Source organism: Metabacillus sp. KUDC1714, assembly GCF_014217835.1.
Lineage (GTDB): Bacteria > Bacillota > Bacilli > Bacillales > Bacillaceae > Metabacillus > Metabacillus rhizosphaerae.
The window spans coordinates 874,569-899,148 of record NZ_CP055263.1 but is presented as its reverse complement, the minus strand read 5'-3'; the positions used below and the strand labels follow the sequence as shown (position 1 = coordinate 899,148).

Sequence of the window (24,580 nt, the reverse complement as noted above, 5' to 3'; positions counted from 1 at the left end):
CATAATCTAATTACGGAGGCGATAATAAAATGGAAAACTTTACATACTACAACCCAACAAAGCTTATTTTCGGTAAAGGACAGGTAGCTCAACTAGAAAAGGAAGTCCCGAATTACGGCAAAAAAGTTCTTCTTGTTTATGGTGGAGGAAGTATTAAACGTAATGGTCTCTATGCTGAAGTTGTAAAAGTATTAGCGGAAAATGATAGCCAAATATATGAATTATCTGGAGTCGAACCCAACCCTAGATTGTCAACTGTGCACCGTGGTATAGAGATTTGTAAGGCAGAAAACATTGAATTTATTTTAGCTGTAGGTGGCGGTAGTGTAATCGACTGTACAAAAGCTATTGCAGTAGGAGCAAAATATGATGGAGATGTATGGGATATTGTTACAAAAAAACACTTCCCTACAGATGCATTACCATTTGGTACTGTGCTAACCTTGGCTGCTACAGGCTCTGAGATGAATTCAGGTTCTGTAATTACAAATTGGGAAACAAAAGAAAAGTATGGATGGGGAAGCCCTTTAACCTTCCCGAAATTTTCTATATTAGACCCAGTAAACACATTTACTGTCCCTAAAGATCAAACAGTTTATGGTATGGTCGATATGATGACACATGTTTTTGAACAATATTTCCATCATACGAAAAATACACCACTACAGGACCGCTTTTGTGAATCACTTCTAAAAACGGTAATTGAGACTGCTCCTAAGTTAATTGAAGACCTTGATAATTACGAGCTTCGTGAAACAATCCTTTATTCGGGGACGATTGCTTTGAATGGTCAACTACAAATGGGCTACCGCGGTGATTGGGCTAGTCATAACATAGAGCATGCTGTGTCAGCTGTTTATGACATTCCACATGCTGGTGGATTAGCAATAATATTTCCAAATTGGATGAAACACAACCTCGATGAAAATATAGCTAGATTTGTACAGTTAGCTACCAATGTTTTTGATGTTGATCCTAGTGGAAAAGATGATCGATCTATCGCGTTAGAAGGAATTAGCAAACTTCGAGAATTCTGGAGTAGTATCGGTGCGCCAAGTCGTTTACAAGACTATAATATTGATGGTGAAAATATCGAGCTAATGGCAGATAAAGCGATGATAAATGGTGAATTTGGAAACTTTAAAAAGCTTAATAAAGAGGATGTAACTGCAATTTTAACTGCATCCTTATAATGGGAATTTTTAAAAAGCACGGAGCTACAGAACTAGTTACTCCGTGCTTTTTACGTGAATAAAAGGTTAAGACATAATAAGTTAAGTTGGATACGCTTACATTCTGAACTTTGCTTGATTTACTTCAATACTTTAGATAAAGTGATAGTAGCTATAATAATAATGATGAATTAATGGAGGAAAATGTTATGACACATGTACGTTTTGATTATTCAAATGCACTCACTTTTTTTAACGAACATGAAATTACATACTTACGTGACTTTGTGAAAGTTGCACATCATTCTATTCATGAGCAAACAGGGGCTGGAAGTGACTTTTTAGGTTGGGTCGATCTTCCAACAAACTATGATAAAGAAGAGTTCTCTCGTATTCAAAAAAGTGCTGAAAAGATTAAATCTGATTCTGAAGTCCTTCTTGTTATTGGAATCGGTGGTTCATACTTAGGAGCTCGTGCAGCAATTGAAATGCTTAATCACTCTTTCTACAATGCTCTTTCAAAAGAACAAAGAAAAACTCCACAAGTGATTTTTGTAGGAAACAATATTAGCTCTACATATATGAAAGATTTACAAGATTTACTTGAAGGAAAAGATTTCTCAATTAATGTGATTTCTAAATCAGGTACGACAACTGAGCCTGCTTTAGCATTCCGTATCTTCAGAAAAATTCTTGAAGAAAAATATGGCAAAGCTGAAGCGAAACAACGTATTTATGCGACAACTGATAAAGCTCGTGGTGCTCTGAAAACTCTAGCTACAGAAGAAGGTTATGAATCCTTTGTTATTCCTGATGATGTTGGAGGTCGTTTCTCTGTTCTAACTGCTGTAGGTTTATTGCCAATCGCGGTAACAGGTGTAGATATTGAGGCAATGATGAAGGGTGCTCAAGCTGCAAGTGAAGACTTCAGCAAGTCTGAGCTAGAAGAAAACGCAGCTTACCAATATGCAGTTGTACGAAATGTTCTTTACAACAAAGGGAAAACAATTGAAATGCTTATTAACTATGAGCCAGGCCTTCAATACTTCTCTGAATGGTGGAAGCAATTGTTTGGCGAAAGTGAAGGGAAAGATCAAAAAGGAATCTATCCTTCATCTGCAAACTTCTCAACTGACTTGCATTCATTAGGACAATATGTTCAAGAAGGACGTCGTGACATTTTCGAAACAGTTATTAACGTAGAAAATTCACGTCATGAATTACTTGTTGAGGAAGAAGAAAGTGATTTAGATGGATTAAATTACTTAGCAGGTAAATCAGTTGATTTTGTCAATAAAAAGGCATTTCAAGGTACAATGCTAGCTCACACAGATGGCGGAGTTCCAAACTTAGTTGTGACAATTCCAGAAATGGACGAGTATACGTTTGGATACTTAGTGTATTTCTTCGAAAAAGCATGTGCAATGAGTGGCTATTTACTTGGTGTGAACCCATTTGACCAACCAGGTGTTGAAGCTTACAAAGTAAACATGTTTGCTTTACTTGGTAAACCAGGATTTGAAGAGAAAAAAGCAGAGCTTGAAAAGCGATTAGATAAATAAAAGACGTACTATAAGAAGGACTGGCATTTTGCCAGTCCTTTTTTGATGGGAAATTGACTTAGTAGTAAGAGTGAAAATAAGAGATGAAGTGAGCCGAATGTGGATATCTTTGTGTTTTCAGTTGATTATTTCTTAAATCGGACTTAATTTAACCAAGTACTTAGTAAGAATGTTTTTTCTTCATTAGGAAAATCTATAGAAAAAGGGGGTTTTCCAAGTGATTGAAATTCCGTCAAAGATCGATGGTCAAACAGTTGAATTATATGATCTTGAGCAAAAGTTGAAACCGTTAGGATACTCGATAGGTGGAAATTGGGAGTATGACCATGGGTATTTTGATTATAAAATTGCTTCAGAAGTAGGCTATCAATATTTAAGAGTTCCCTTTGAAGCAACAGATGGGCAGCTTGATTCACCGAATACGATGGTTCAAATTGGTACACCGTTTCTTTTATCTCATAAATATCAAATTGGATTAGATGATCATGCTACGATTGGAAATTTTAGTGCCTCAATTAATCAGTTTCAGGAGCCACAAGATAAGGATGCTACCTTCCCAGAAAAATATATTGAGATCGGGAAGGAGCTTGTACAAGAATTAGAAGGTAGCCTGCTTAATGAGTAAAAATAATTAATGTATCTAACGGACGTATTTCATAGGAGAGGGGCGGATTCACTTTCGTTTCCTCTCCTCTTTTAATTCCAATTAATATTGATTCCTTTTCTAGGAGCTCATGACTAGCTTCTTTGAACGTTTTTCCAATGAGGTTTTCGGTTACAGGCAGAACTTTAAAAAGATTTCCGCTAGCAGGATTAAGCTCTGAGTAAAATTTTGACAGTCCATTTTTAGCTAAGTAACTGCTCATAATAAAATGACTTGTGAGCTTATAAGATTTAATAATTTCATCTGCTCCAGCTCTATCTGCATTTTTTGTTTGTAGCTCAGTTAAAATCTCTATGACACAATATAGATTAGGATTCATTCCTTTTAAAGTTAATAAAACAATGATGGAATTCATGTCAGCTTCCTGCTCATTTTTGTGTTGATCTGCTGTTATGATCGCAGCATCAGCTTCTAAAATATTTGCCTTCAGTAATGTTTGATCATTAGACGGATTACCTTTTATAAAGTGAACATTTTCAATTAGAGGGGATTCCTTTAAAGTTTCATCAATTAAGACTATTTGTTTATATGGCTTAACCGAATGGAGGGATTCAATCATTTCATTGGCTTTTTCATTCCATCCAATTAAGACAACATGATTATTGCCTTTAAACGGCACAGCTCCTTCTGCATATGAATTTTGTCTTTTAATCGCTGCAGCAGAAATAGTAGCAAAATAAGCTGTAACAAAGCTCGCACCTGCTAGTATCATTATCATAGCAATTCCTTTACCTAGATAGGTTTTGGGAACATAATCGCCAAATCCAACAGTTGAAACTGTAACAACAGCCCACCATATCCCGTCAAAGATTGTCGGGAATTCCTTTGGCTCAACTAAGGAAATTAGTTCACCAAAAACAAGAATAATAAGAAGAACGAATATTGTAATTCGATAATGAATCGGCCATCTTAACCAATGGATCATCGATTTATTTGACTTAGCCATACACAATCACCCCTTCTTATTAGGTAGAAATGATAAAACTTCTCTAATAATCGTGTTTATTTTCGTTGTGACCTCTTCTTTTCCATAAGTATCAATTGCATGTTCAATTATTTCAATTGTTTCTTCAGAGAACTCAATTAAGGCCTTATCCTCTTCAGAATCATTGTAAAATCCTATAAAAGCATCTAACCCCTCATTCATTTTATCAATTGCTTCACTAAGCAGCTTCTTTTCTTCTTCATTTACCTTCAATTGATCACCACTTTCTACTAACACTATCATCTTGGATCTATAAAATATAATTTTACATGAAAGAAATATACACTATTTAGTATGTACACTTCCTTTAATACCTTGCGAAAAAACTCTAAACTTAATGGGGAATAATACGATGTAGAATTAATGAAATCGATCAAACTATTATAAAGGAAGTCCAAAGAGGACAATTTTTAGTGCTTCAGTATCACTACACAAAGAAAACAAAGTAGTAATATATAGATAAAATCAGCAAATACTAGGAGATATTCATAAAAAATATTTACTATAATTAGTTAAAAATGTAATGGTGCAGCTTGAAGTGTGGTTCAGGTCCAACGAACAGCCTACTGGTCGAATTTCATTTAACATCTAACATCCATCAATATATACTTAATATAATTATGTTCTTAAAGAAGGGTGTTGCTAGAAATGCTTAAACAACAAACAATCCAAACTAGTATGCGTGACGAAATGATTGATGTAACAAAGATTGTCCAAGCATTTGTAAATGAGAGCAGAATACAAGAAGGAACAGTATTAATTTATTGTCCCCATACAACAGCTGGTATCACAATCAATGAAAATGCTGATCCTGATGTAAAAAGTGATATGATGAGACGTTTTGATGAAATTTATCCATGGAATGTAGTAAAGGACATGCATGCTGAAGGAAACACGGCAGCACATATGAAAGCGAGCACGGTCGGTGCATCACAAACAGTTATCATTTCAAACGGACGATTGCTTTTAGGAACTTGGCAAGGTATTTACTTTTGTGAATTTGATGGTCCACGACAAAGAACCTTTTACATGAAATATTCCTAGACCTTAACCCATTCAGAACGATCCATGAAACTCCTAATCTCAGGATTCGGTTGAGGTCTTGAGAATAAGTGAAGGATAACTACCCGAATCGATTCGACAAAGGACATGTTTGGGTCTGGCGAAGCCACTGTATATGGCGATTTAAGCGTAATAAGTCACTTTTGTGGTAAAATAAGGTAAATTAGAAGTGTAGTATGAGGTGACATATGGAATTTATGCTTATTCTTTTCATCTTTCCAGCAATTGTGTTAATAATGTCAGTGGTTGGTTACGTATTAACTAAAAAAAGCTATGTTACGCCGGCTTTAATTTTTGTTTTATCCTCATTCTTAATGCTTCTGTTTTTTAATGAATCATTTTTTATTTGGGTAATTGTATATACATTATTATCGGGAATTTTGACTCTAATGATGGCCTTTTTTACAAATAGAAAAGAAGGAAAATAAAACACAGTCGTAGTTGAAAAATAACGGGTTCTGTCTTCGAGTACTAAACATTAAGTAACACACTTAATTAGGAGTCCAATTCTCATACGAATTGGACTTTCTTCAAGTAAAGGTTGGGATAGTTTGGAATACTTGGGTTAATCGGGGTGATAATGTTATTGTGCTGTAAAATATTATATACTTCGAAACAAAACTCATTTGTACCGTTTATGAGCTCCACTAGCGAACTGATACAAATAGTAGTCGTCTAATCGAGTGACTTGTGATAAGAGATAGGCAGACTCTGTCGCGTGTGGATTTCTTCGCTTATTCAAAGCCTCAAGGATGCCTTCCGCTGGTTTAATGCCTATTCCATGTGCGAAGAAAAGCTTATTCCCTAAATCAATTGCATTTTCTCCCCGCCATTGAGGAGTTTTGGGATTGAACTGTGGATTATTAAAATACAGACAATCACCAGGTAAATAATCATTTCCTCTTCTCGTGTAGATTGGAAGATCGTCATCTGATTGCCAATCACGTAAATACATGCCTAGATAAATACGATTGAATTGCTCAAAATTGATTGAGTCTAATACAGCTTTATAATAAATAATTACCATTGCTGTCGCGCATTCAAACCCATACAAAACCCCATTTTGAAATATATCATTTATGGCATCAGACGGACGAATGCCTTCTCTAAGTTTAAAACCACCTTGATTTGTTAATCGCCAATATCGCTCATTACAATGTGAAGTTTCAAAGGTAGTAAATTTTGCCTTGCTGTTAAATAAACTTCTTGATGCATGAATAATGGCTGAACGAAGATGAAGAACAAACTGAAAGTGATCTTCATTTAAGAAAAAATATTTTTCCTGATATTGATTCATACGATCAATGATTTCATTTTCCTCAGCAGTTAATGTGGTTGATTTCAATTGATTGCCACTAGCCAAGTTGTTACCGATAAAGATCATATTCCCCCACCTTTGGTGTTAGTCATAATAAAGTGTATGGCCATTTGGTGGAGGATAGAGATATTTATGAAAGTTTCATTAAGGAAAATTCTAAAGATCAATAAACATTTGAAGGTATCTTAGATGCGATTTGAAAAACTCTTATCCTCTTGAATACCACATCACATCCAGATATACGTCGCTAAACGTGCGCTTGCGCTATTGTTCCTCATTTTTTTCTATTTTCAGGTATTTCATTTTCAAAATTAGCTGAAAGTCTTTCAAGTTCTATTCTTAACTCATCATCAGTCATCGGGAGTCCGTGACCCGATATAGCTATCGTGGGCTTTAAGGCATCTAGTTTTTTGACGGAATCCTTGGCAGCCTGCCAATCTGTTGTAAAGTATGCTGGTGGACCATGCATCTCTTGTTTCTGTGTGATCACATCATACAAAGATTCCTGTTCAACAGTTGTAAAAGCATCTCCAACAATTAAAGCACTGTCTCGGTCTCTAAAAAGTGAAATATGTCCAGGTGTATGTCCGGGCGTATGGATATAGTGCCATTCGGGTAAATTTGGAATTAATCCATCGTCACTTAATAGTTTAAGGTTAGGTTTAATATCGATGCTGTGCCTAGGGAACATCGGTGACATTTTAGCAACAAGTCCATCAACTTTAGGGTTTGGTGGTGGATAATCACTTTTTCCTGTTAAATAGGGTTCTTCTAAAGGATGGGCATAAACAGGTACATCCCATTTACTGATCAATTCATGTAAAGCACCCACATGATCAAAGTGACCGTGAGTTAGGATAATGCTATTTAACTTGCAATCTGCGCCAAATCTTTTTTCAGCTTCCTCCATAATGAACTCATATGATCCTGGCATTCCAGCATCTATTAAAATAAATTCATTCGTTTCTCGTGGATTTCCAATAAAGCAAACATTTACAATTTGAACAGACAAACAAAAGAGATCTGGTAGAAGCTCAATTCCCATCCCGCTCGTAACTGAGGTCAATGGCATTTTTTCCACGTATATACCTCCAAGTAAATTTATTCCCTGATAGTATTTCTTAAAGTAGGCAAAAGTAATCTTTACGGTGTGCTCTTTTTTCTACGTCACTAAACGGTCACACTGAACTTTACTTCTTGACAGGAAAAGATGATCGTTTTATAGTTAAACACGTGAATAGTTAAATCATTTAACTAATAGAGAGGTGGCTCCTTTCATGGAGGAAAAACAAATAGAAGAATTGATTAATCGTTACATTTCAGTTTCCTTTTCTGTTACAAAAAAAGGTGAAAATATGATAAAAGACAGTATTGGTGACTATATTACAAATGATCAGCATTATACATTACGATATATTCATCTTGTAGGTACATGCACTTCTACTGAGCTTTCAGAAGCCTTTGAGGTGAAGAAAAGTGCGATTACTGCGATCATAAATCGATTAACTGAAAAGGAGTTAATCAAACGAACTCGTGATGAAAATGATCGCCGTGTCATTTACTTAACGTTAACTGAAAAAGGAAATGATTTATACTTAAAAACAGAAGATAAAATTAAAAAATTAGTAGAATCGATCATTACTAGCTTTGAAGAAAGTGAAATTGTGTCATTTATTGAGACATATGAAAAGCTAAATACCTTATTAGATCAACGTAAAGATTGTAAAATGGAGGAATAAGTTGTGAACAAAATCATTAATGGAAAGTGGTTTGTTATTCTTGCATGGGTTGCTGTAGTCGTAGGGTTATTTTTAGCTGCACCTAATATGGCAGAACTTGTACGAGATAAAGGACAGGTCAGTGTACCAGACGGATATTCTTCATCTTTAGCTAGTGAAATTCTTGATGCTGTCCAAAAACAAGAAAATGTTGAAGATGAAACACAGGTTGCTCTTGTTTTTCATAATGAAAATAAGCTAACAGACGAAGAGGTGAAAGAGGCTGAAAAAGCGATTCGCTTACTCGAAGACAGCAAAGAGCTTGGTGTTACAGATATATTAACTCATTTTAATGAGGAAAGCTTAAAGGAACAATTGGTTTCAGAGGATGGTAAGACAATTTTGGCGTCTGTTTCGGTAAGCTGGAATGATCGTGAAGCGAAGGAAGTATCTGACTTGCTTTACGAAAAAATTAAAGATGTAAAAGTTGATCATTATTATACAAGTGGATGGATGATTGATGAAGATGTCATGGCAAGCTCTGAGGAAGGCTTAAAGAAAACAGAAGGAATTACGGTTGTTTTCATTTTGGCTGTTCTTTTACTCGTGTTTAGATCAGCGATTGCTCCACTTATTCCGCTCATTACTGTTGGAATTACTTATTTAGCATCACAATCAATTGTTGCGATATTAGTTGATAAAGTGAACTTTCCAATCTCAAATTTCACACAAATTTTCTTAGTCGCTGTTTTATTTGGAATAGGAACAGACTACTGTATCCTGCTTTTAAGTCGGTTTAAAGAGGAATTGGCACATCGTGAAAGTGTGACAGATGCGATTGTTGAAACATATCGCAATGCAGGGCGTACGGTTTTCTTTAGTGGATTAGCTGTCATGATCGGCTTTGCTGCAATCGGATTTTCCCAATTTAAGCTCTATCAATCTGCATCTGCAGTAGCGGTAGGTGTTGCTGTATTACTTATCGCATTATTTACGGTTGTACCATTTTTTATGGCAATACTAGGTAATAAAATTTTCTGGCCTTCAAAAGGGACACTTGAACATAAGGATAGTAAACTATGGGGTGTAGTTGGTCGCTTTTCATTAGCACGACCACTTATTGCACTAGTTATCGTTGCAGTGGTATCTGTCCCGTTTTTGTTACTTTATGATGGTGAATTATCCTATAATTCATTAGAGGAAATTAGCGATGATGTAAACTCAATTAAAGCTTTCAATGCCATTGCAGATAGCTTTGGTCCAGGGGAATCGATGTCCACGCAAATTGTCTTGAAAAATGATGAAAAAATGGATTCAACAGAATATATCGGTCTTGCTGAAAAAATTAGTAAAGAGCTTGAAACAGTAGAGTTGGTAGACTCAGTTCGCTCTGTCACACGACCAACAGGAGAAATGATCGAAGACTTTTATGTAGCAAAGCAAGCAAAAACTCTTGAAGAGGGACTTGGAGAAGGAAATGATGGGATCTCTCAAATTAGTGAAGGGTTAGCAGAAGCAGAAAGTGAGCTTTCTAAATCCTCCCCACAGCTTAAAGATGCGACAGACGGTATTAATGATTTGATTTCTGGAACAACTGAATTATATTCAGGGATATCTGAAATTCAGGAAAATCTAGCAAAAATTGAGGATGGAATTCGTCAAGGATCTCAAGGTTCAGATGAAATTAAAAAAGGCTTAGCTGAAGCGAAGGCAGGAGCTGAAGAACTTCAAGCCGGTAGCAGTCAATTGCTTGCTGGATATCAAGAAGCAGAGGGTGGAATCGGGACTCTGCATGATAAATACCAGGAGGTAATTCAAGGGATTATAGGACTTTCAGGAGCTCTTACTCAATTAGACTCTGACTTTACAGCTCTTGAAAATAATAACGCATATCCAGGTCTTGAGGCAGATCCTAATTATGGGAAAATTAAAGGAACTGTACAGGAAGTAGCTAAAACTCAGTTACCTACATTAGCAAACGGGATTAGCAGATTAAATACTGAATTAAACAAGGTTAGCGAAGGTGTAAACCTGGCGAATAGTAATTTTACTGAACTTGTTGAAGGTCAAAGACAGTTCTCTGAAGGATTATCATTACTTATAGAGGGAATTGAGCAACAACAAGCAGGCTTAGATCAATTAGCAAACGGTCAAGGTCAAATTGTAAGTAATATACCAAAAATATCTGATGGTCTGTCAGGTGTAACCAATGGTCAAAAACAGCTATTAGATGGTTTTGGTGACCTTGATGGTCAAATGAATCAATTAACAGATGGCTTAGGTCAAAGTGTTGATGGGTTAAACCAAGTATCAGACGGACTCGGTTCTGCTCAAGACTACTTAGCTGATTTATCAAAAACGTCAGAGACATCAGGCTTTTACTTACCAGAAGATGTATTAGAAAGTGAAGACTTCGAGCAAGCACTTGACACATATTTATCAAATGACCGAAAAGTAATGACATTGGATGTTATCTTTGGAGCTAACCCTTATTCCAACGAAGCAATTAACCAAATTGATGAAATTAATGCTGCAATTGAACGTGCAACAAAGGATACAAAGCTTGAAAATGCCAAAGTTGCCATTGGAGGAATTACTAGTATTAATGCTGACTTAAATACAATGTCTAATAATGACTATACACGTACAGTTATTTTAATGCTTGTCGGTATTTCTATTATTCTTGTATTTTTGTTTAGATCAATTATTATGCCGCTTTATTTGATAGGATCATTGATTTTAACGTATTATACAGCACTTGGAATCAATGAAGTCATATTTGTGAATATTTTAGGGTATACCGGGATTAGCTGGGCAGTTCCATTCTTTGGTTTTGTTATTCTTGTTGCTCTAGGTGTAGATTATAGTATTTTCTTAATGGACCGTTTTAATGAATATAAAGACATATCAGTAGAAGATGCGATGCTTTTAGCAATGAAAAAAATGGGAACAGTCATTATTTCAGCGGTGGTTATACTAGGGGGTACATTTGCTGCAATGATTCCTTCAGGCATGCTATCACTTATTCAAATAGCATCGATTATCCTGACTGGATTGTTGTTATACGCATTTATTGTATTACCACTATTTGTCCCAGTCATGGTGAAAAATTTTGGTGCTGCAAACTGGTGGCCGTTTAAGCGAGTATAAACTGATAATGAACAAAGCAGTTGATTTCTAGTTGAAATTGGCTGCTTTTTTTTGAGCTTTTGTTCATATACACAAAGCAATAAAATAGGTATGATTCTATTAATCTATTATTGTCAGAAAATAGAATTAACTTGATTTTAAAGAAAAAAGGTGCTAAAATGGTTTTAATTATTTTTGTTCGGATAAGGATGAAAGATGGAAATTGCTTTAAAAGATTCCTCTTGAAAGGTCGTTGTCTAGCAAGAATAGTAATACAAAGTGGACTAGATTTTCCACACAGGAGGAAAAACAATGTTAGAAGGTAAAGTTAAATGGTTTAATTCAGAAAAAGGTTTCGGATTTATTGAAGTAGAAGGACAAGACGATGTATTCGTACACTTCTCTGCAATCCAAGGTGAAGGTTTCAAAACTTTAGAAGAAGGCCAAACAGTTACTTTTGAAGTTGAGCAAGGAGCTCGTGGACCACAAGCTGCTAACGTACAAAAATAAGTATAACGCTGCATAAGCAGCTCTTATAAAAGACTCCCTTTTGGGGGTCTTTTTTTATGTTATTCTTTATTTGTTAATTAGTATTTAAATAGTTTACAAATGGAATGGAGTATTTGGAAAGAAAGTTATTTCTAGACCAAACAGTTGATTAGACCAGTTTAATTTGTGTGTTGTATAAGAAAACGTTAAAATTGATAAAAAGAAAAAGCTTTTACACAACTGGTGGGTGGAAAATGAAAGTTCTTGTTATTGAAGATAATCCAAGTGTTTGCTCTATGCTCGAGATGTTTTTTTCGAAGGAAGGAATTACGGGTGAATTTGTACATAATGGTTTGGAAGGGTATGAGCGTTTTAAAGGGAATGAGTGGGATTTAATGATCCTCGACTGGATGCTTCCTGGGATGGATGGTGTGTCACTTTGTCGAAAGATTAGAGAAGAAAAAAGCTCAATTCCAATTATTATGCTGACAGCAAAGGATAGTGAGTCTGATCAAGTATTAGGTCTAGAAATGGGAGCAGATGATTATGTAACAAAGCCATTTAGTCCATTAGCCTTAATGGCAAGGATTAAAGCAGTGACTCGTCGCTATCAGATAGCAGAAATTGATCAACAGTCTAATATTTCTGATCTATTGCAAACTGACAATTTTAAAATTAGTAAATCAACTAGAGAGGTATATTTACAAGATAGAAAGATAACAAACCTTACACCAAAAGAGTTTGATCTCCTTTATTACTTTGTAAAAAATCCTCGTCAAGTGTTTACGCGAGAACAGCTGTTAGAACGAGTTTGGGGCTATCAATTTTATGGTGATGAACGTACAGTAGATGTTCATATTAAACGATTAAGAAAAAAAATCGAAACACCGACACACCCATTTTTTCATACAGTTTGGGGCGTAGGTTATAAATTTGATGAAGCAGTTGAAGTAAATGAGAATTAAATACATTTATCAGCTATTTATTAGTCATATTAGTATTCTTATCATCGCGTTTATTATTTTAAGCCTCTTGTTCGCCCACTATGTCGAAAATTTGGTGTACGAGAACAAAGTAAATGAATTAACCGTGTATGGTGAGAATATTTTAACTGAATTTGAACAGACAGGACAAGAGTTCGTTTTGGCACAATACAACCAGGTATTGAGCTCGCAAAATATATTTTTTAGTATCTTTGATCAACAAGGCCGAATTGTTTACCCGATTTCAACGACCTCACCCAGAACAAGAATAACGGAAGAAGATTGGAACAAGCTTACCAATGGGGAGAAAGTGGTTACAAAGCATAACATCAAATGGGCTGACCAGGAAGTTTCACTAGTTGCATTACCCTATATTGGTAGAGGAGGTCTAATTGGAGGGATTTTACTCATTTCTCCTATTAGTGGTTCGCGGGAAATGATCAGTGAAATGAATCAATATTTGCTCTACACTGTAATCATCGCGTTATCGGTGTCATTTTTGCTTAGCTGGATTCTCTCAAAGATACATGTGAATCGTATTCAAAAAATAAGAAAAGCTACTTCGAAAATTGCACAAGGTGATTATGATGCATATATTCCTGCATCTAACTTTGATGAGATCGCTGAAATGGCAAATGATTTTAACGAAATGATTGATCAATTAAAATCATCAAACGAAGAAATTGATAGTCTCGAAAAACGGCGAAGACAATTTATAGCCGATGTTTCACACGAGCTTCGGACACCACTAACAACAATAAGCGGTGTGATTGAAGGACTCAAAAATAATATGATTGAAGAGGATGAAAAAGAAAAAGGGATTCAGTTAGTTAGTCATGAAACTAAAAGATTAATTCGACTTGTTAACGAGAATCTAGATTATGAACGAATTCGATCGAATCAAGTTAAGCTTATTAAAGAAAGAATTCAGCTTAAAGAAGTATTAGAAGTGATAAAGGATCACTTACTTTTTCAAGCAGAAGAAAAAAATATTAACTTAATTATTCAAGCAGATGAACAAAGTATGGTTTTCGCTGACTATGATCGACTTATCCAAATCTTAATAAATATCACAAAAAATAGTATTCAATTTACAAATCAAGGTTCAGTTTGGTTGCGTGGTTACCAAACTAATGAAGAGACGATCATTGAAATTGAGGATACTGGAATAGGTATGGACAAATTAGAGGTGGAATCAATTTGGCGGAGATTTTATAAGGCAGATCTATCGAGAACAAGTAATCAATTTGGTGAATTTGGTTTAGGTCTTTCAATTGTTAAGCGCTTAGTAGAGCTGCATGAAGGAAAAATTGAACTCACTAGTGAGCGAAATCAAGGAACAAAGTTTACGATTACGATTCCGATTAAGAATGATTAAACTTTTCTAATTTTTAATGCTTTGTTCATAGTTTATTCATATTTATTCGTTAAGATAGAAGAATGATATCAGACAGACTATATATGATTGAGGAGACATAAAAAATGATAGAGAGATTATTTTCAAGTAAAAAAACAATAGCAATTCTCGCTGCTCTTGTAGTAGTGGCAGTTGCAGTATTTATTTTTCTTTCAACTCGAAGTGAAGTTGTTGCAAAGGTTGGTAAACAATCAATTACAAAGGATAACTTATATACATTTTTCGTCGAGCAAAATGGTGAAGCAGCCTTAGAAACTCTTATTACCAAGAACGTAATTGAGCAAGAGGTAGAAAAAGAAAAGGTTTCAGTATCTGAAAAAGACATAGATGCAGAGCTTCAAGGGCTAATTGAATCATATGGTGGCGAAGAAACGTTTAACCAACAACTAGCAACAAGTGGTTTAACAATGGAGGACGTAGAGGAAGATGTAAAAACGAACCTTCAAATTGAGAAATTACTAGAATCACGTATTAAAATCACAGATGAAGAAATGAAAACATACTTTGATGAAAATAAAGATTCTTTTGCCAAAACAAAACAGGTAAAAGCAAGTCATATATTAGTAGCTGACGAGGCAACTGCTAAAGAAGTAAAAGAAAAGCTGGATGCAGGCGAAGACTTTGCGGAATTAGCAAAAGAATATTCAACAGATGGATCAGCTGAATCTGGTGGAGACTTAGGATTCTTTGGTGAAGGTAGTATGGTAGCAGAATTTGAAGAAGCTGCATTTTCATTGGAAGTTGACGAAATAAGTGAACCAGTTAAAACAGAACATGGTTATCATATCATTAAAGTAACTGACAAACAGGACGCAGCTGAAGCGAATTTTGATGATAGTAAAGAAGAAATCAAAGACATTTTATTCGATGAAAAAATGGCTACAGAATATACAACCTGGTTAGAAGAGAAAAAAGAAGATTATAAAGTGAAAAATTATTTAAGTGAAGATGAGGAAGAATAATAGACATAAAAGCGGGCTCCTAATGGGGTCCGTTTTTTATCGTATTCAAATCACAGTAAGATAAAACAATTTTGAAATATTCTCTTCTTCACTGCATCTTTACTATAGAAGTCATTCTTTAGAGGTGGAAGTTTCTATGAAAAAAACAATTCATATATTCATTTACTGCTATGGACAAATGTCGTTCTCCTAGACTTACTACTATGGTGCTTATATGAAATTAAAACGTAAAAATTTTTTTCTAATTTCCCACTTGTCCTAGGCTAGAATGGTATAATAATTAAAGATTATTAATTCTGAATTTTCACTATTATAGTTAATAGGGAGGAGAATAGATATGAAAAAAAGTACGATGGATAAAGGTTATTTTGGGGAATTTGGTGGTAGTTTTGTACCTGAGGCCTTAAAGAATGTATTAGATGTTTTAGATGAGAACTTTGAAAAGTACAAAAGTGATCCAGAATTTATTGAAGAATTTAATTATTATATGAAAGAATATATCGGTCGAGAGAATCCACTTACTCTTGCAGAGAACTTAACAAAGCAAGTTGGTGGAGCGAAAATCTATTTAAAACGTGAGGATTTAAACCATACAGGAGCACATAAAATTAATAATGCGATTGGACAGATTTTATTAGCAAAACGTATGGGAGCAACACGGATCATTGCAGAGACTGGGGCGGGACAGCATGGAGTTGCCACGGCTACAGCATGTGCGATTGTAGGTGGAATGGACTGTACGATTTACATGGGGAAATTGGATACAGAAAGACAAGCACTAAATGTGTTCCGTATGGAATTATTAGGTGCAAAGATTGTTTCTGTTGCGAAGGGACAAGGAAGACTAAAGGATGCTGTTGATGAAGCGTTAAATGATTTAGTAGCAAACTATGAAAATACATTCTATCTTTTAGGTTCAGCCGTAGGACCTCATCCATTCCCAACGATGGTAAAGCATTTTCAATCGATTATTAGTGAAGAATCGAAAAAGCAAATCCTAGAAAAAGAAGGCAAGCTCCCGAAAGCAGTTGTTGCTTGTGCCGGTGGTGGAAGTAATGCAATCGGTGCTTTTGCACATTATATTAACGAAGAATCTGTCCGTTTAATCGGTGTTGAACCTACTGAGGCACCAACATTAACGAAAGGTACCCCTGCAATAATTCATGGCTTTAAATGCTTAACGCTATTAGATGAAAATGGTGAACCAGAGCCGACATTTTCGATTGCAGCAGGGTTAGATTATCCTGGGATTGGTCCAGAGCATAGCTATCTAAAAACAACCAATCGAGCAGAGTATGTAACAGTAAGTGGGCAAGAAGCGTTAGATGCCTTCCAGGTTCTTTCTAAAGTTGAAGGGATTATCCCAGCACTAGAGAGTTCACACGCAATTGCACATGCTATGAAACTAGCAAAAGAGCTTGATCGTGAAGATTCAATTATTGTCAATCTTTCTGGAAGAGGAGATAAAGACGTAGAGCAGGTTTATAAAATGCTTCAAGAATAGAATTGTATGACAAGGGGGTAACATATGTTATCCTTTTTTGCGTCCAGAAAATTATAAAATTCAAGTACTCTGGATAAGCGCTTTGACATCCACTCCTTCCTAGCGCCTGCGCTTTTGTTCTTTTGCGTCAAACAGGCCAATCTTCGTTTTAATGCTCTGCAATCCCTTTAGTGCATAGGAATTCTTGTGATGTTTGTCACATCATTCCCTGCATAAACCAATTAAGATTACAGTAAGGAATTGCCTTATTTATACCTTATTTGTTAACACAAAAGCTTACTTCAAAATATCCTTCACTTTACTCAAGATAATTTCCAAATTGTAATGAAAATGAACAAAGGTGGATAACATGAACATCAACATCAAACAAGAAGTGATAGACGCTCATATTATAGAAAATTATGAGAATGAATTAAAGGGGATCTCTATCTTTTTACATGAAGGAATCGCACAGAACCTGTATGCTGTGTTTAATCATTTGCAATATTTGCAACAGCATATTGTCGATAAGGATGATAGATCAACAATCGATGACATGGTAATATTAATGAAAAGAACGATAGAAGATGTTCGAGTTCTTTCAAATGATATCCATCCCTTTTCTCATAAAGGAATTGATGGTGCCTTAACGACGCTATTAAATAGCTTTAGTAAAAAACATAATATCTCTATACATTATCAAGGAATCGGTGAAAAACAACGTTTACCACTATTATCAGAGTTAATCGTGTACCGAACGTTTAAGGACCTCCTCACTATGGTTGCTTTACATTCACCTCCACTACGTATTAAAGTGACATCATTTTGGGGAGAGGCAGTAGAGATAGATGTGGAATTAACTTGGGACAACCAAACGACTTTTCAACATGAAAAGTTCTTACTCGATATTCTTGGATTTGAAAAAAAACTTAAGTTAGTAGGAGGAGCATTTAATGTAACGAGTCCCTTTGATCCAACTAAAGTAGTGAATTTACTTATAAAAATGAATGTGAGGTGAATGGAGTGACAACGTCAATATTATTAGTTGATGATCACGCAGTAGTACGAACAGGTCTCAAAATGTTATTAAATGAAATTGATAATATGGAAGTGGTAGGGGAAGCATCTGAAGGGGATGAAGCAATTAAAAAGGTTGAGGAGCTGCAACCTAACGTTGTCTTAATGGATCTTAGTATGCCACACGGCAGAGACGGTTTATCAGCAACAGTAGAGATTAAAAAAAGATGGCCTAATGTACAAATTCTAATCTTAACGATGCATGATGATGAGGAATATTTATTTCGTGTCATACAAGCAGGTGCTTCAGGATGCATCTTAAAAAGTGCCCTTCATAACGAACTTGTTCAAGCGATATCCATTGTTGCAGATGGTTCAGCGTATTTGTATCCTACTGCTACTAAAAAACTAATGGAGGATTATCTTGATCGTCTACGAAATGGTGGAGATGGTGATACATATTCTCTTTTGTCCGCCCGTGAAAAAGAGGTTCTTACGTTAATCGCTAAAGGCTTTTCTAATAAGGAAATTGCGGAAAAGCTAGTCATTAGTGTAAAAACTGTAGAGAATCACAAGTCAAATATTATGGAAAAGTTAAAACTGAAAACGAGACCTGAACTTGTAGAATATGCTTTAAAAAAGGGATTATTAGGATATGGTATATAAAGGTAGCCTAGAAATCCTCTTAGAAAGGAATATCATTTACAAATGGCCCAAGAACAAAAGGAAGCAATGATTATAGTAAGCAAAGAAGGAATGATAGAATCCTTTAATCAGGCTGCTGAGCAGTTATTTGGCTATCATATGAATGAAGTGAAGGATAAGCGTATTTCTTTGCTATTTCCAGATATAAATAGTCATATTTTATTTCAAAAAACCTCGTTATTTTGTGAATCAGTGGCACGTCTCCAAGATCAAACATACTATTCAATGAAGATTTCTTGCGAAGTTGTTGAGCTTCTTAATCACCCGTTTTGTGTCTTAACGATTAAAAACAATGTGCATATGCAAGCGATGGAAGATGAATTAGATGCTTCATTATCAGAATTGGTTGATTTTAAGTTTGCTTTAGATGAATCCTCGATTGTTGCGATAACAGATCAAAAGGGGATTATCACATATGTTAATGATACATTTTGCAAGGTTTCCAAATATAATCGAGAAGAATTAATTGGTAAGAGCCATAAAGTTATTAATTCAGGATATCATCCAAAGTCATTTTTCAGTGAGCTTTGGCGGACAATTGGATCTGGTAAGGTCTGGAAGGGTGAAATTAAAAACCAAGCAAAGGATGGAGCCTATTATTGGGTAGATACAACGATTGTTCCATTTTTAACGAGACAAGGAAAACCATATCAATATCTTGCGATCAGAAATGAGGTAACTTCAAGAAAACGTGCTGAAGAAGAGTTAAAAGAGACGTTATCAGAGTTATATGATTTAAAGTTGGCATTAGATGAATCTTCAATCGTAGCCATTACAGATCAAAAGGGAATTATTACGTATGTAAACGATACATTTTGTAAGGTATCAAAGTATAATAGGGAAGAGTTAATTGGGAACAGTCATAAGATTATTAACTCAGGATATCATCCAAAGTCATTTTTCGGTGAGCTTTGGAGAACAATTGGTGCTGGAAAGGTCTGGAAGGGTGAAATTAAAAACCAAGCAAAGGATGGAACCTATTATTGGGTAGATACAACAATCGTTCCATTTTTAAATATACAGGGGAAGCCTTATCAATATTTAGCGATCAGAAATGAAGTTACAGCAAGGAAACGAGCTGAAGAAGAGCTTCAACGAATGATGAGAAAGCTGATTGGTTTACAGGAAGAAGAGAGAAAAAATATTTCTAGAGAACTACATGATGGAATTGGTCAGAATCTTTATAGTTTACTCATCATGATTAATCGAACAAAGACGGATCCTCTTTTAGTTGATCAAATGGAAACTGAAATTTCGAACATTATTGAAGAAATAAGACAAATTTCCTGGCAATTACGACCTTCTATATTAGATGACCTTGGACTAGTTCCTGCAATCCGTTCATTTATTAATAAATTTTCAGAACATTACGGTTTAAAAACCTGTTTTACATATGAATTACAAAGAAGGCTTCATTCAGAAGTTGAAACAAGTATTTATCGAATTGTCCAAGAAGCAATCACTAATGCCCGGAAATATGCGAATACACAGGAGATATTTTTATCAATCATTGAAAAAGAGGATTATTTAGAGGTGGTCATTACTGATCACGGGGTTGGTTTTGATACACAAACAAAGCAAAATGGAGTTGGTTTATTTAGTATGGAAGAAAGGGCTCGATCCATTAATGCTCAGTTTAAAATCAATTCAATTAGAAACAAAGGAACAATGATTACCGTGAAGGTTCCTTTTCTTAAAAACGATCAGGGCATCAGCTAGTTATAGCTTGGTGCTCTTTTTTTGTTATAGGATAGCGCATTGCTTTATGAATAGGGGAATTATAGAATGTAAATAAGGGAATTCCCTGATAACATTCACTCCAATATTTCTTTACAATGAAGATAAGAAAAACGAAGTGATGGGGCGGCGAGGAAAATGACAGCTACAGTTTTAAAAATGACAAATGAAAAAGTTGTTAATACACATATATTTTCGAAAGATAGTATTAATATTTTAAAGCAAAAAATGAGTACAATACACGTTAGAAGTGGAGATTATTTGTATTATGAAGGTGATTCAATAGATAAGATTTATTACATTTTAGTTGGTTCAATCAATCTATATAAAAGTACAGAGGATGGAAAAATTCTAACGTTAAATTATTTTGAAGCGGATGATATGTTTGGCGATTGTACGTCGAGTAGCAAGCGAGGTTCAATGGAGAATGCAATGGCCATCGAGGATTCGGTTGTTGGTGTGATTGATAAACATGATATTGAAATACTTCTTTGGGAAAATCGTAATTTTTCCATGGAATTCACAAAATGGGTTAGCTTTTCTCAACAGCTTACACAAACAAAGCTCCGTGACCTAATGTTTTTTGGAAAGAATGGCGCGTTAGCATCTGTCCTTATCCGTATGACAAACACATATGGAATACAAGAGGGTGACATGTGGAGAATTACAAAAAAATTCACACATGACGAAATATCCTCATTTATTGGTACACCAAGAGAAACGGTAACGAGAATGCTTAATCAATTAAAAAAAGATGGGATTATACAATATGAAAAAGGCTATTTAACAGTCTATAATCTTAATAGCCTTCGTCAAATATGTCGCTGTGATGATTGTCCTTTGCAAGTTTGCAGACTATAAAGCTTATAAAAAATAATGCCCTGTTAAGTTTCGCTGTTGATTTTCGCACTTTGTTGATTGGAACGGAAGAGAACGTCTGCTGCGGCTGAAATCAACAACCAAGTTTAACGGAGCCAAAAGTATAGAAAGAGCAAAGCTGATTATGCTTTGCTCTATTTGTATTTATATTAAAAGTCCTCTTCTTTTGTCGTAAGATCTACAATGATAGCTGTAAGAATCGTTGTAACAACAAGTAAAGCAAAGGTTATTGAAAACATGTTTATCATCTCCTACCATGTTTTATATCCAGATGATCCAGGTGGAGCATGATGAATCATCTCGCTTAAAGGAATCGTGTAAGCAAACGCGATTAAGGCAAAGGCAATGCAAATCCATATCCACCAATTTTCTAGATATTTAGGTGTTTGTTCCAGATCGCTTTCTGCCATCGGGAATTCAACCTGCTCCTTTTCTGTTGTAGCCTTGGGTGCGAAGAACAACGTATTAAAGACAATATAGATTAAGAGCATAGCAGATAAAAAGAGAATCGTACCACCAATAGCCATTGTCACATGGTTTGAAAGGATACCATTGAACCATTCTAAAGCAGTTGGATCCTTCATATAACCAGCATAAGATGTTCGTCTAGGTGCTCCTAGTAAACCCAAAATATGCTGAGATGTACTCATAAGTAGCATTCCGGTTGACCAGGAAATAACCTGGATAAAGGCGAGTTTTTGAATTGATTTTGTTAATCTTCTTCCAGTTAAATAAGGAATTAACCAAAATGTAAGACCCATAAAGGTCATGGCAACCGGAGTTCCGACCGTAATATGAAAATGTCCAACTACCCACAATGTATTATGAATAACCTCATTTAGCTGGAAGCTTGCGTTAATAATCCCTCCTGCACCACCAGGTATGAAAAAGAACATCGCAATAAAAAGTGAAGTAAAGCGAACATCCTTCCATGGTAATTTAAAGAACCAGCCAAATAATCCTGTTGCTCCTTTTTGTCTACCTGTTTTCTCAAACGTTCCGAACATCGAGAAGGCAGTCATCAATGATGGGATAATAACCATAAACGTTAAGACCGTTTGAAGGAACTTCCAAAAACTTGATATACCAGGCTCTGTAAGCTGATGGTGAAAGCCGACTGGAATTGAAAAAAGAATAAACAAGACAAAAGATAAACGTGCTAAGGAATCACTAAACACTCTACCACCAATAATTTTCGGAACAATAACGTACCAAGCCATGTAGGCTGGAAGCAGCCAAAAATAAACAAGTGGGTGACCGAAGTACCAGAATAGTGAACGGCTTAATTCAACATTTATTGTATCTACCCAGCCAAATGCCCAAGGAATAAATTGAAATAAGACGGTAGCTACTACTCCTAAACAGGCAATTAACCAAAGAATAAGTGTGGAAATTGTCATAAACGCAAACAAGGGACTTAACTGCTTTTTATGTTGTTTTTTCCACTTAACATAGTGCCCAATTAGTGCGAAGCTATAAATCCATGTTCCGACTACAAATAGAGCTAAACCTACGTAGTACCAGCCACTTGCTTGCAATGGTGCATAAAACGTGTAGAGAACAGAAGCTCTTCCTGCTAAAATTTCAACTATTGCAAGCAATGTACCAGCAGTTGTAATGATAAAACCAATCCAAGAAAATAGTCGAACTTTTGGTCCGAAAGCTCCTAATGAATGACTCATACCAGAAATCAAAAATCCAAAAATAAAATATGTTGTAAAGATAAGTGCTAGTAAGACCCCGTGTGCTGTTAAAACTTGATAATAATCTAGCCAAGATGGTAGAGTAAGAGCATCATTTCGAATAAATACTTGAAGCAATCCACAAAACGTTCCTATTAAAAATGCAATATACGCAAAAACAATGTTGGTCAAAGCTAATTTTCGATCACCAATACTAATTTGTTTCATTACTCAATCACCTCGATTGACGTTTTCATAAAGTGATGCCCTGTTCCACAATACTCATTACAAATCACTAAATATTGCCCGGGCTTATCAAAAGTATATTCTTTTGTATTAATCTGACCAGGAATCACCATCATGTTTACATTTGTATTGACAATCGAAAAGCTATGACTTACATCAGCACTAGCAACCTTAAAAATAATCTTTTTTCCAGCTGGAACCTTTATTTCTGGAGGATCATAGCCGAATGTTTTGGCAACAATCACCACTTCATACGTGTCCTCATCGATTTGATGGACACCAGGATGATCAAATGGTGCAGTTTGCTCTAGCTTTTCTGGATCAATTGTCTCCATGCCACCTGCTGGATGGTGATTAAATGCAAAGGCTGTTACACCAATAATGCTTAAAAATAAAACCAATGAAAAAATTCCAAATCCAAGCCAAATCTTCTCATATTTATGAATATGCATAAGTCAAACCCCCTAAATTAACGTGAAAGGTAAAAGAAATAAACACTAAACCACATCACCATTATGATTAGTCCAATGGAAAAAACGCTTATCAACGTTCCTTTTAATTCGTTATTGTCTTCATGTTTGATTTTTTTGCTCATGAAAATCCCCCTCAGCTTAGCTTTAATGTTAGATTAATGGTTTTGTATTATTTTAGATGTGATATAAGTCACACATTTTAGGAGTGAACAATCCGGATTTTGTTGGATTTGTCGAGTGTGAGAAAATAACTAGAGAAAGGGAAGGAAACTCAATAAGGAGATGTGGGGATTTTACCTGCAGGAACAGGGCATAAACGACTTTTTTCATCAAGTGATTATAAAGTTGTCGGGGCATATCCAGAGGGAATGAACCAAAATTTGAGAACTGAGGATCGAAATGATGTGAAAGATAGAGAAGAAATTGAAAGAGTACCGATACCTAATCAAGGTGGTAAATAAAGGCTTAGAATTGAGTGAACTTCAAAAAGAAATTGAAGTTCACTCAAGATAGTTTCAAATGATACAATGCAAGAAGAGAATGCTAACTCATCCCCACTGAGCACCCCATTTTTTCATTTCCTTCAACAACTTATTAAGTGAGTGCCCCTTTTCAGTTAATGTATATTCAACTGTAACTGGGACTGTTGCAAAGGTTTCGCGAGTTAATACTCCATGACTTTCTAAATGACGGAGAGTATCGGTTAGCGCTTTTGGACTTATTTTGGGAATTGAACGCTGTAATTCTCCGAAACGTCTTGTCCCATCAAAGAGTTCTTTAATCACAAGAAAAGACCATTTCCCACCAATAATATCAAGTGCTTTTTCGATTGAGCATTCAATTAGTATGCCATCCAATTTCTCCATAGTATCCTCCTTGTAGTAACTATAAATTTTA

At 35.4% G+C, this 24,580-nt stretch carries 24 protein-coding genes and 1 pseudogene; 17 read left to right on the top strand and 8 right to left on the bottom strand.

Annotation, left to right across the window (positions count from 1 at the left end; genetic code table 11):
• The first annotated feature begins 29 nt into the window (after positions 1-29).
• The 3 genes from HUW50_RS04345 to HUW50_RS04335 all read left to right on the top strand — a co-directional run bounded on the left by HUW50_RS04345 (position 30) and on the right by HUW50_RS04335 (position 3,359).
• The gene (locus tag HUW50_RS04345; RefSeq protein WP_185653727.1) at positions 30-1,193 is read left to right on the top strand and encodes an iron-containing alcohol dehydrogenase; all 1,164 of its coding nucleotides are present in this window, start codon (positions 30-32) and stop codon (positions 1,191-1,193) included.
• Positions 1,194-1,381: 188 nt separating this feature from the next.
• Positions 1,382-2,734 (top strand): glucose-6-phosphate isomerase, encoded by a 1,353-nt coding sequence (locus HUW50_RS04340; protein ID WP_066330289.1) that lies wholly within the window; start codon positions 1,382-1,384, stop codon positions 2,732-2,734.
• 217 nt (positions 2,735-2,951) lie between these two features.
• Positions 2,952-3,359 carry a YugN-like family protein gene (locus HUW50_RS04335; RefSeq protein ID WP_066330288.1) on the top strand — a complete coding sequence of 136 codons (408 nt, stop codon included), beginning with the start codon at positions 2,952-2,954 and terminating at the stop codon, positions 3,357-3,359.
• Here the strand turns inward: HUW50_RS04335 and HUW50_RS04330 are convergent.
• Positions 3,349-4,344, bottom strand: a complete 996-nt coding sequence (locus tag HUW50_RS04330; protein WP_066330287.1) for a potassium channel family protein — start codon at positions 4,342-4,344, stop codon at positions 3,349-3,351. The two genes, HUW50_RS04335 and HUW50_RS04330, sit on opposite strands and share 11 nt — an antisense overlap.
• 6 nt (positions 4,345-4,350) lie before the next feature.
• On the bottom strand, positions 4,351-4,596 hold the full coding sequence (locus HUW50_RS04325) for a hypothetical protein (protein WP_066330286.1): 246 nt from the start codon (positions 4,594-4,596) through the stop codon (positions 4,351-4,353).
• A gap of 435 nt (positions 4,597-5,031) precedes the next feature.
• On the opposite strand from HUW50_RS04325, the gene HUW50_RS04320 reads away from it, so the two are divergent.
• Together HUW50_RS04320 and HUW50_RS04315 are read left to right on the top strand one after the other, a co-directional pair.
• On the top strand, positions 5,032-5,427 hold the full coding sequence (locus HUW50_RS04320) for a secondary thiamine-phosphate synthase enzyme YjbQ (protein ID WP_066330285.1): 396 nt from the start codon (positions 5,032-5,034) through the stop codon (positions 5,425-5,427).
• A 206-nt stretch (positions 5,428-5,633) separates the two neighbouring features.
• Entirely contained in the window at positions 5,634-5,873 is a 240-nt protein-coding gene (locus HUW50_RS04315) for a DUF2651 family protein (protein ID WP_185653726.1), read from the top strand.
• A gap of 194 nt (positions 5,874-6,067) precedes the next feature.
• On the opposite strand, the gene HUW50_RS04310 is transcribed toward HUW50_RS04315, so the two are convergent.
• Together HUW50_RS04310 and HUW50_RS04305 are read right to left on the bottom strand one after the other, a co-directional pair.
• Positions 6,068-6,829 (bottom strand): protein-glutamine gamma-glutamyltransferase, encoded by a 762-nt coding sequence (locus tag HUW50_RS04310; RefSeq protein ID WP_066330283.1) that lies wholly within the window; start codon positions 6,827-6,829, stop codon positions 6,068-6,070.
• 208 nt (positions 6,830-7,037) lie between these two features.
• Positions 7,038-7,835, bottom strand: a complete 798-nt coding sequence (locus tag HUW50_RS04305; RefSeq protein ID WP_185654038.1) for an MBL fold metallo-hydrolase — start codon at positions 7,833-7,835, stop codon at positions 7,038-7,040.
• A 205-nt stretch (positions 7,836-8,040) separates the two neighbouring features.
• On the opposite strand from HUW50_RS04305, the gene HUW50_RS04300 reads away from it, so the two are divergent.
• From HUW50_RS04300 to HUW50_RS04250, 11 genes and pseudogenes are all read left to right on the top strand, one after another.
• Positions 8,041-8,502: a MarR family winged helix-turn-helix transcriptional regulator gene (locus HUW50_RS04300; RefSeq protein ID WP_066330282.1), complete on the top strand. Its 462-nt coding sequence runs from the start codon at positions 8,041-8,043 to the stop codon at positions 8,500-8,502.
• Between the two features lie 3 nt (positions 8,503-8,505).
• Positions 8,506-11,631 carry an MMPL family transporter gene (locus HUW50_RS04295; protein ID WP_185653725.1) on the top strand — a complete coding sequence of 1,042 codons (3,126 nt, stop codon included), beginning with the start codon at positions 8,506-8,508 and terminating at the stop codon, positions 11,629-11,631.
• Positions 11,632-11,922: 291 nt separating this feature from the next.
• On the top strand, positions 11,923-12,120 hold the full coding sequence (locus HUW50_RS04290; protein ID WP_066330280.1) for a cold-shock protein: 198 nt from the start codon (positions 11,923-11,925) through the stop codon (positions 12,118-12,120).
• A gap of 233 nt (positions 12,121-12,353) precedes the next feature.
• Positions 12,354-13,064, top strand: a complete 711-nt coding sequence (locus tag HUW50_RS04285; protein ID WP_066330279.1) for a response regulator transcription factor — start codon at positions 12,354-12,356, stop codon at positions 13,062-13,064.
• Positions 13,054-14,460: a sensor histidine kinase gene (locus HUW50_RS04280; RefSeq protein ID WP_066330278.1), complete on the top strand. Its 1,407-nt coding sequence runs from the start codon at positions 13,054-13,056 to the stop codon at positions 14,458-14,460. Before HUW50_RS04285 ends, HUW50_RS04280 begins: the two co-directional genes overlap by 11 nt.
• Before the next feature lie 104 nt (positions 14,461-14,564).
• Positions 14,565-15,461, top strand: a complete 897-nt coding sequence (locus HUW50_RS04275) for a peptidylprolyl isomerase (protein ID WP_066330277.1) — start codon at positions 14,565-14,567, stop codon at positions 15,459-15,461.
• 337 nt (positions 15,462-15,798) lie between these two features.
• Entirely contained in the window at positions 15,799-16,965 is a 1,167-nt protein-coding gene (gene trpB / locus HUW50_RS04270; protein ID WP_185653724.1) for a tryptophan synthase subunit beta, read from the top strand.
• 349 nt (positions 16,966-17,314) lie between these two features.
• On the top strand, positions 17,315-17,962 hold the full coding sequence (locus HUW50_RS04265) for a sensor histidine kinase (protein WP_185653723.1): 648 nt from the start codon (positions 17,315-17,317) through the stop codon (positions 17,960-17,962).
• A gap of 5 nt (positions 17,963-17,967) precedes the next feature.
• Positions 17,968-18,627, top strand: coding sequence for a response regulator (locus HUW50_RS04260; RefSeq protein ID WP_260445663.1), 660 nt, complete (start codon positions 17,968-17,970; stop codon positions 18,625-18,627).
• A 39-nt stretch (positions 18,628-18,666) separates the two neighbouring features.
• Positions 18,667-20,385: pseudogene (locus tag HUW50_RS04255) on the top strand (PAS domain S-box protein); the annotation flags it as partial.
• A 156-nt stretch (positions 20,386-20,541) separates the two neighbouring features.
• Complete coding sequence (locus HUW50_RS04250; protein WP_185653722.1) at positions 20,542-21,264, top strand: Crp/Fnr family transcriptional regulator; 723 nt, start codon at positions 20,542-20,544, stop codon at positions 21,262-21,264.
• Between the two features lie 269 nt (positions 21,265-21,533).
• Here HUW50_RS04250 and HUW50_RS04245 read toward each other — a convergent pair whose 3' ends face one another.
• From HUW50_RS04245 to HUW50_RS04235, 3 genes are read right to left on the bottom strand one after another with little or no spacing between them, the layout of a single operon-like run.
• The gene (locus HUW50_RS04245) at positions 21,534-23,192 is read right to left on the bottom strand and encodes a b(o/a)3-type cytochrome-c oxidase subunit 1 (protein ID WP_185653721.1); all 1,659 of its coding nucleotides are present in this window, start codon (positions 23,190-23,192) and stop codon (positions 21,534-21,536) included.
• Positions 23,192-23,662, bottom strand: a complete 471-nt coding sequence (locus HUW50_RS04240) for a cytochrome c oxidase subunit II (protein ID WP_066330273.1) — start codon at positions 23,660-23,662, stop codon at positions 23,192-23,194. The genes HUW50_RS04245 and HUW50_RS04240 overlap by 1 nt, the downstream gene beginning before the upstream one ends.
• A gap of 17 nt (positions 23,663-23,679) precedes the next feature.
• Positions 23,680-23,805 (bottom strand): cytochrome C oxidase subunit II, encoded by a 126-nt coding sequence (locus tag HUW50_RS04235; RefSeq protein ID WP_066330272.1) that lies wholly within the window; start codon positions 23,803-23,805, stop codon positions 23,680-23,682.
• A gap of 162 nt (positions 23,806-23,967) precedes the next feature.
• Here HUW50_RS04235 and HUW50_RS04230 point away from each other — a divergent pair, with 162 nt between their 5' ends.
• Entirely contained in the window at positions 23,968-24,144 is a 177-nt protein-coding gene (locus HUW50_RS04230) for a cupin domain-containing protein (protein WP_260445662.1), read from the top strand.
• Positions 24,145-24,231: 87 nt separating this feature from the next.
• On the opposite strand, the gene HUW50_RS04225 is transcribed toward HUW50_RS04230, so the two are convergent.
• Positions 24,232-24,549, bottom strand: a complete 318-nt coding sequence (locus tag HUW50_RS04225) for a winged helix-turn-helix transcriptional regulator (RefSeq protein ID WP_066330271.1) — start codon at positions 24,547-24,549, stop codon at positions 24,232-24,234.
• Positions 24,550-24,580 lie beyond the last annotated feature (31 nt).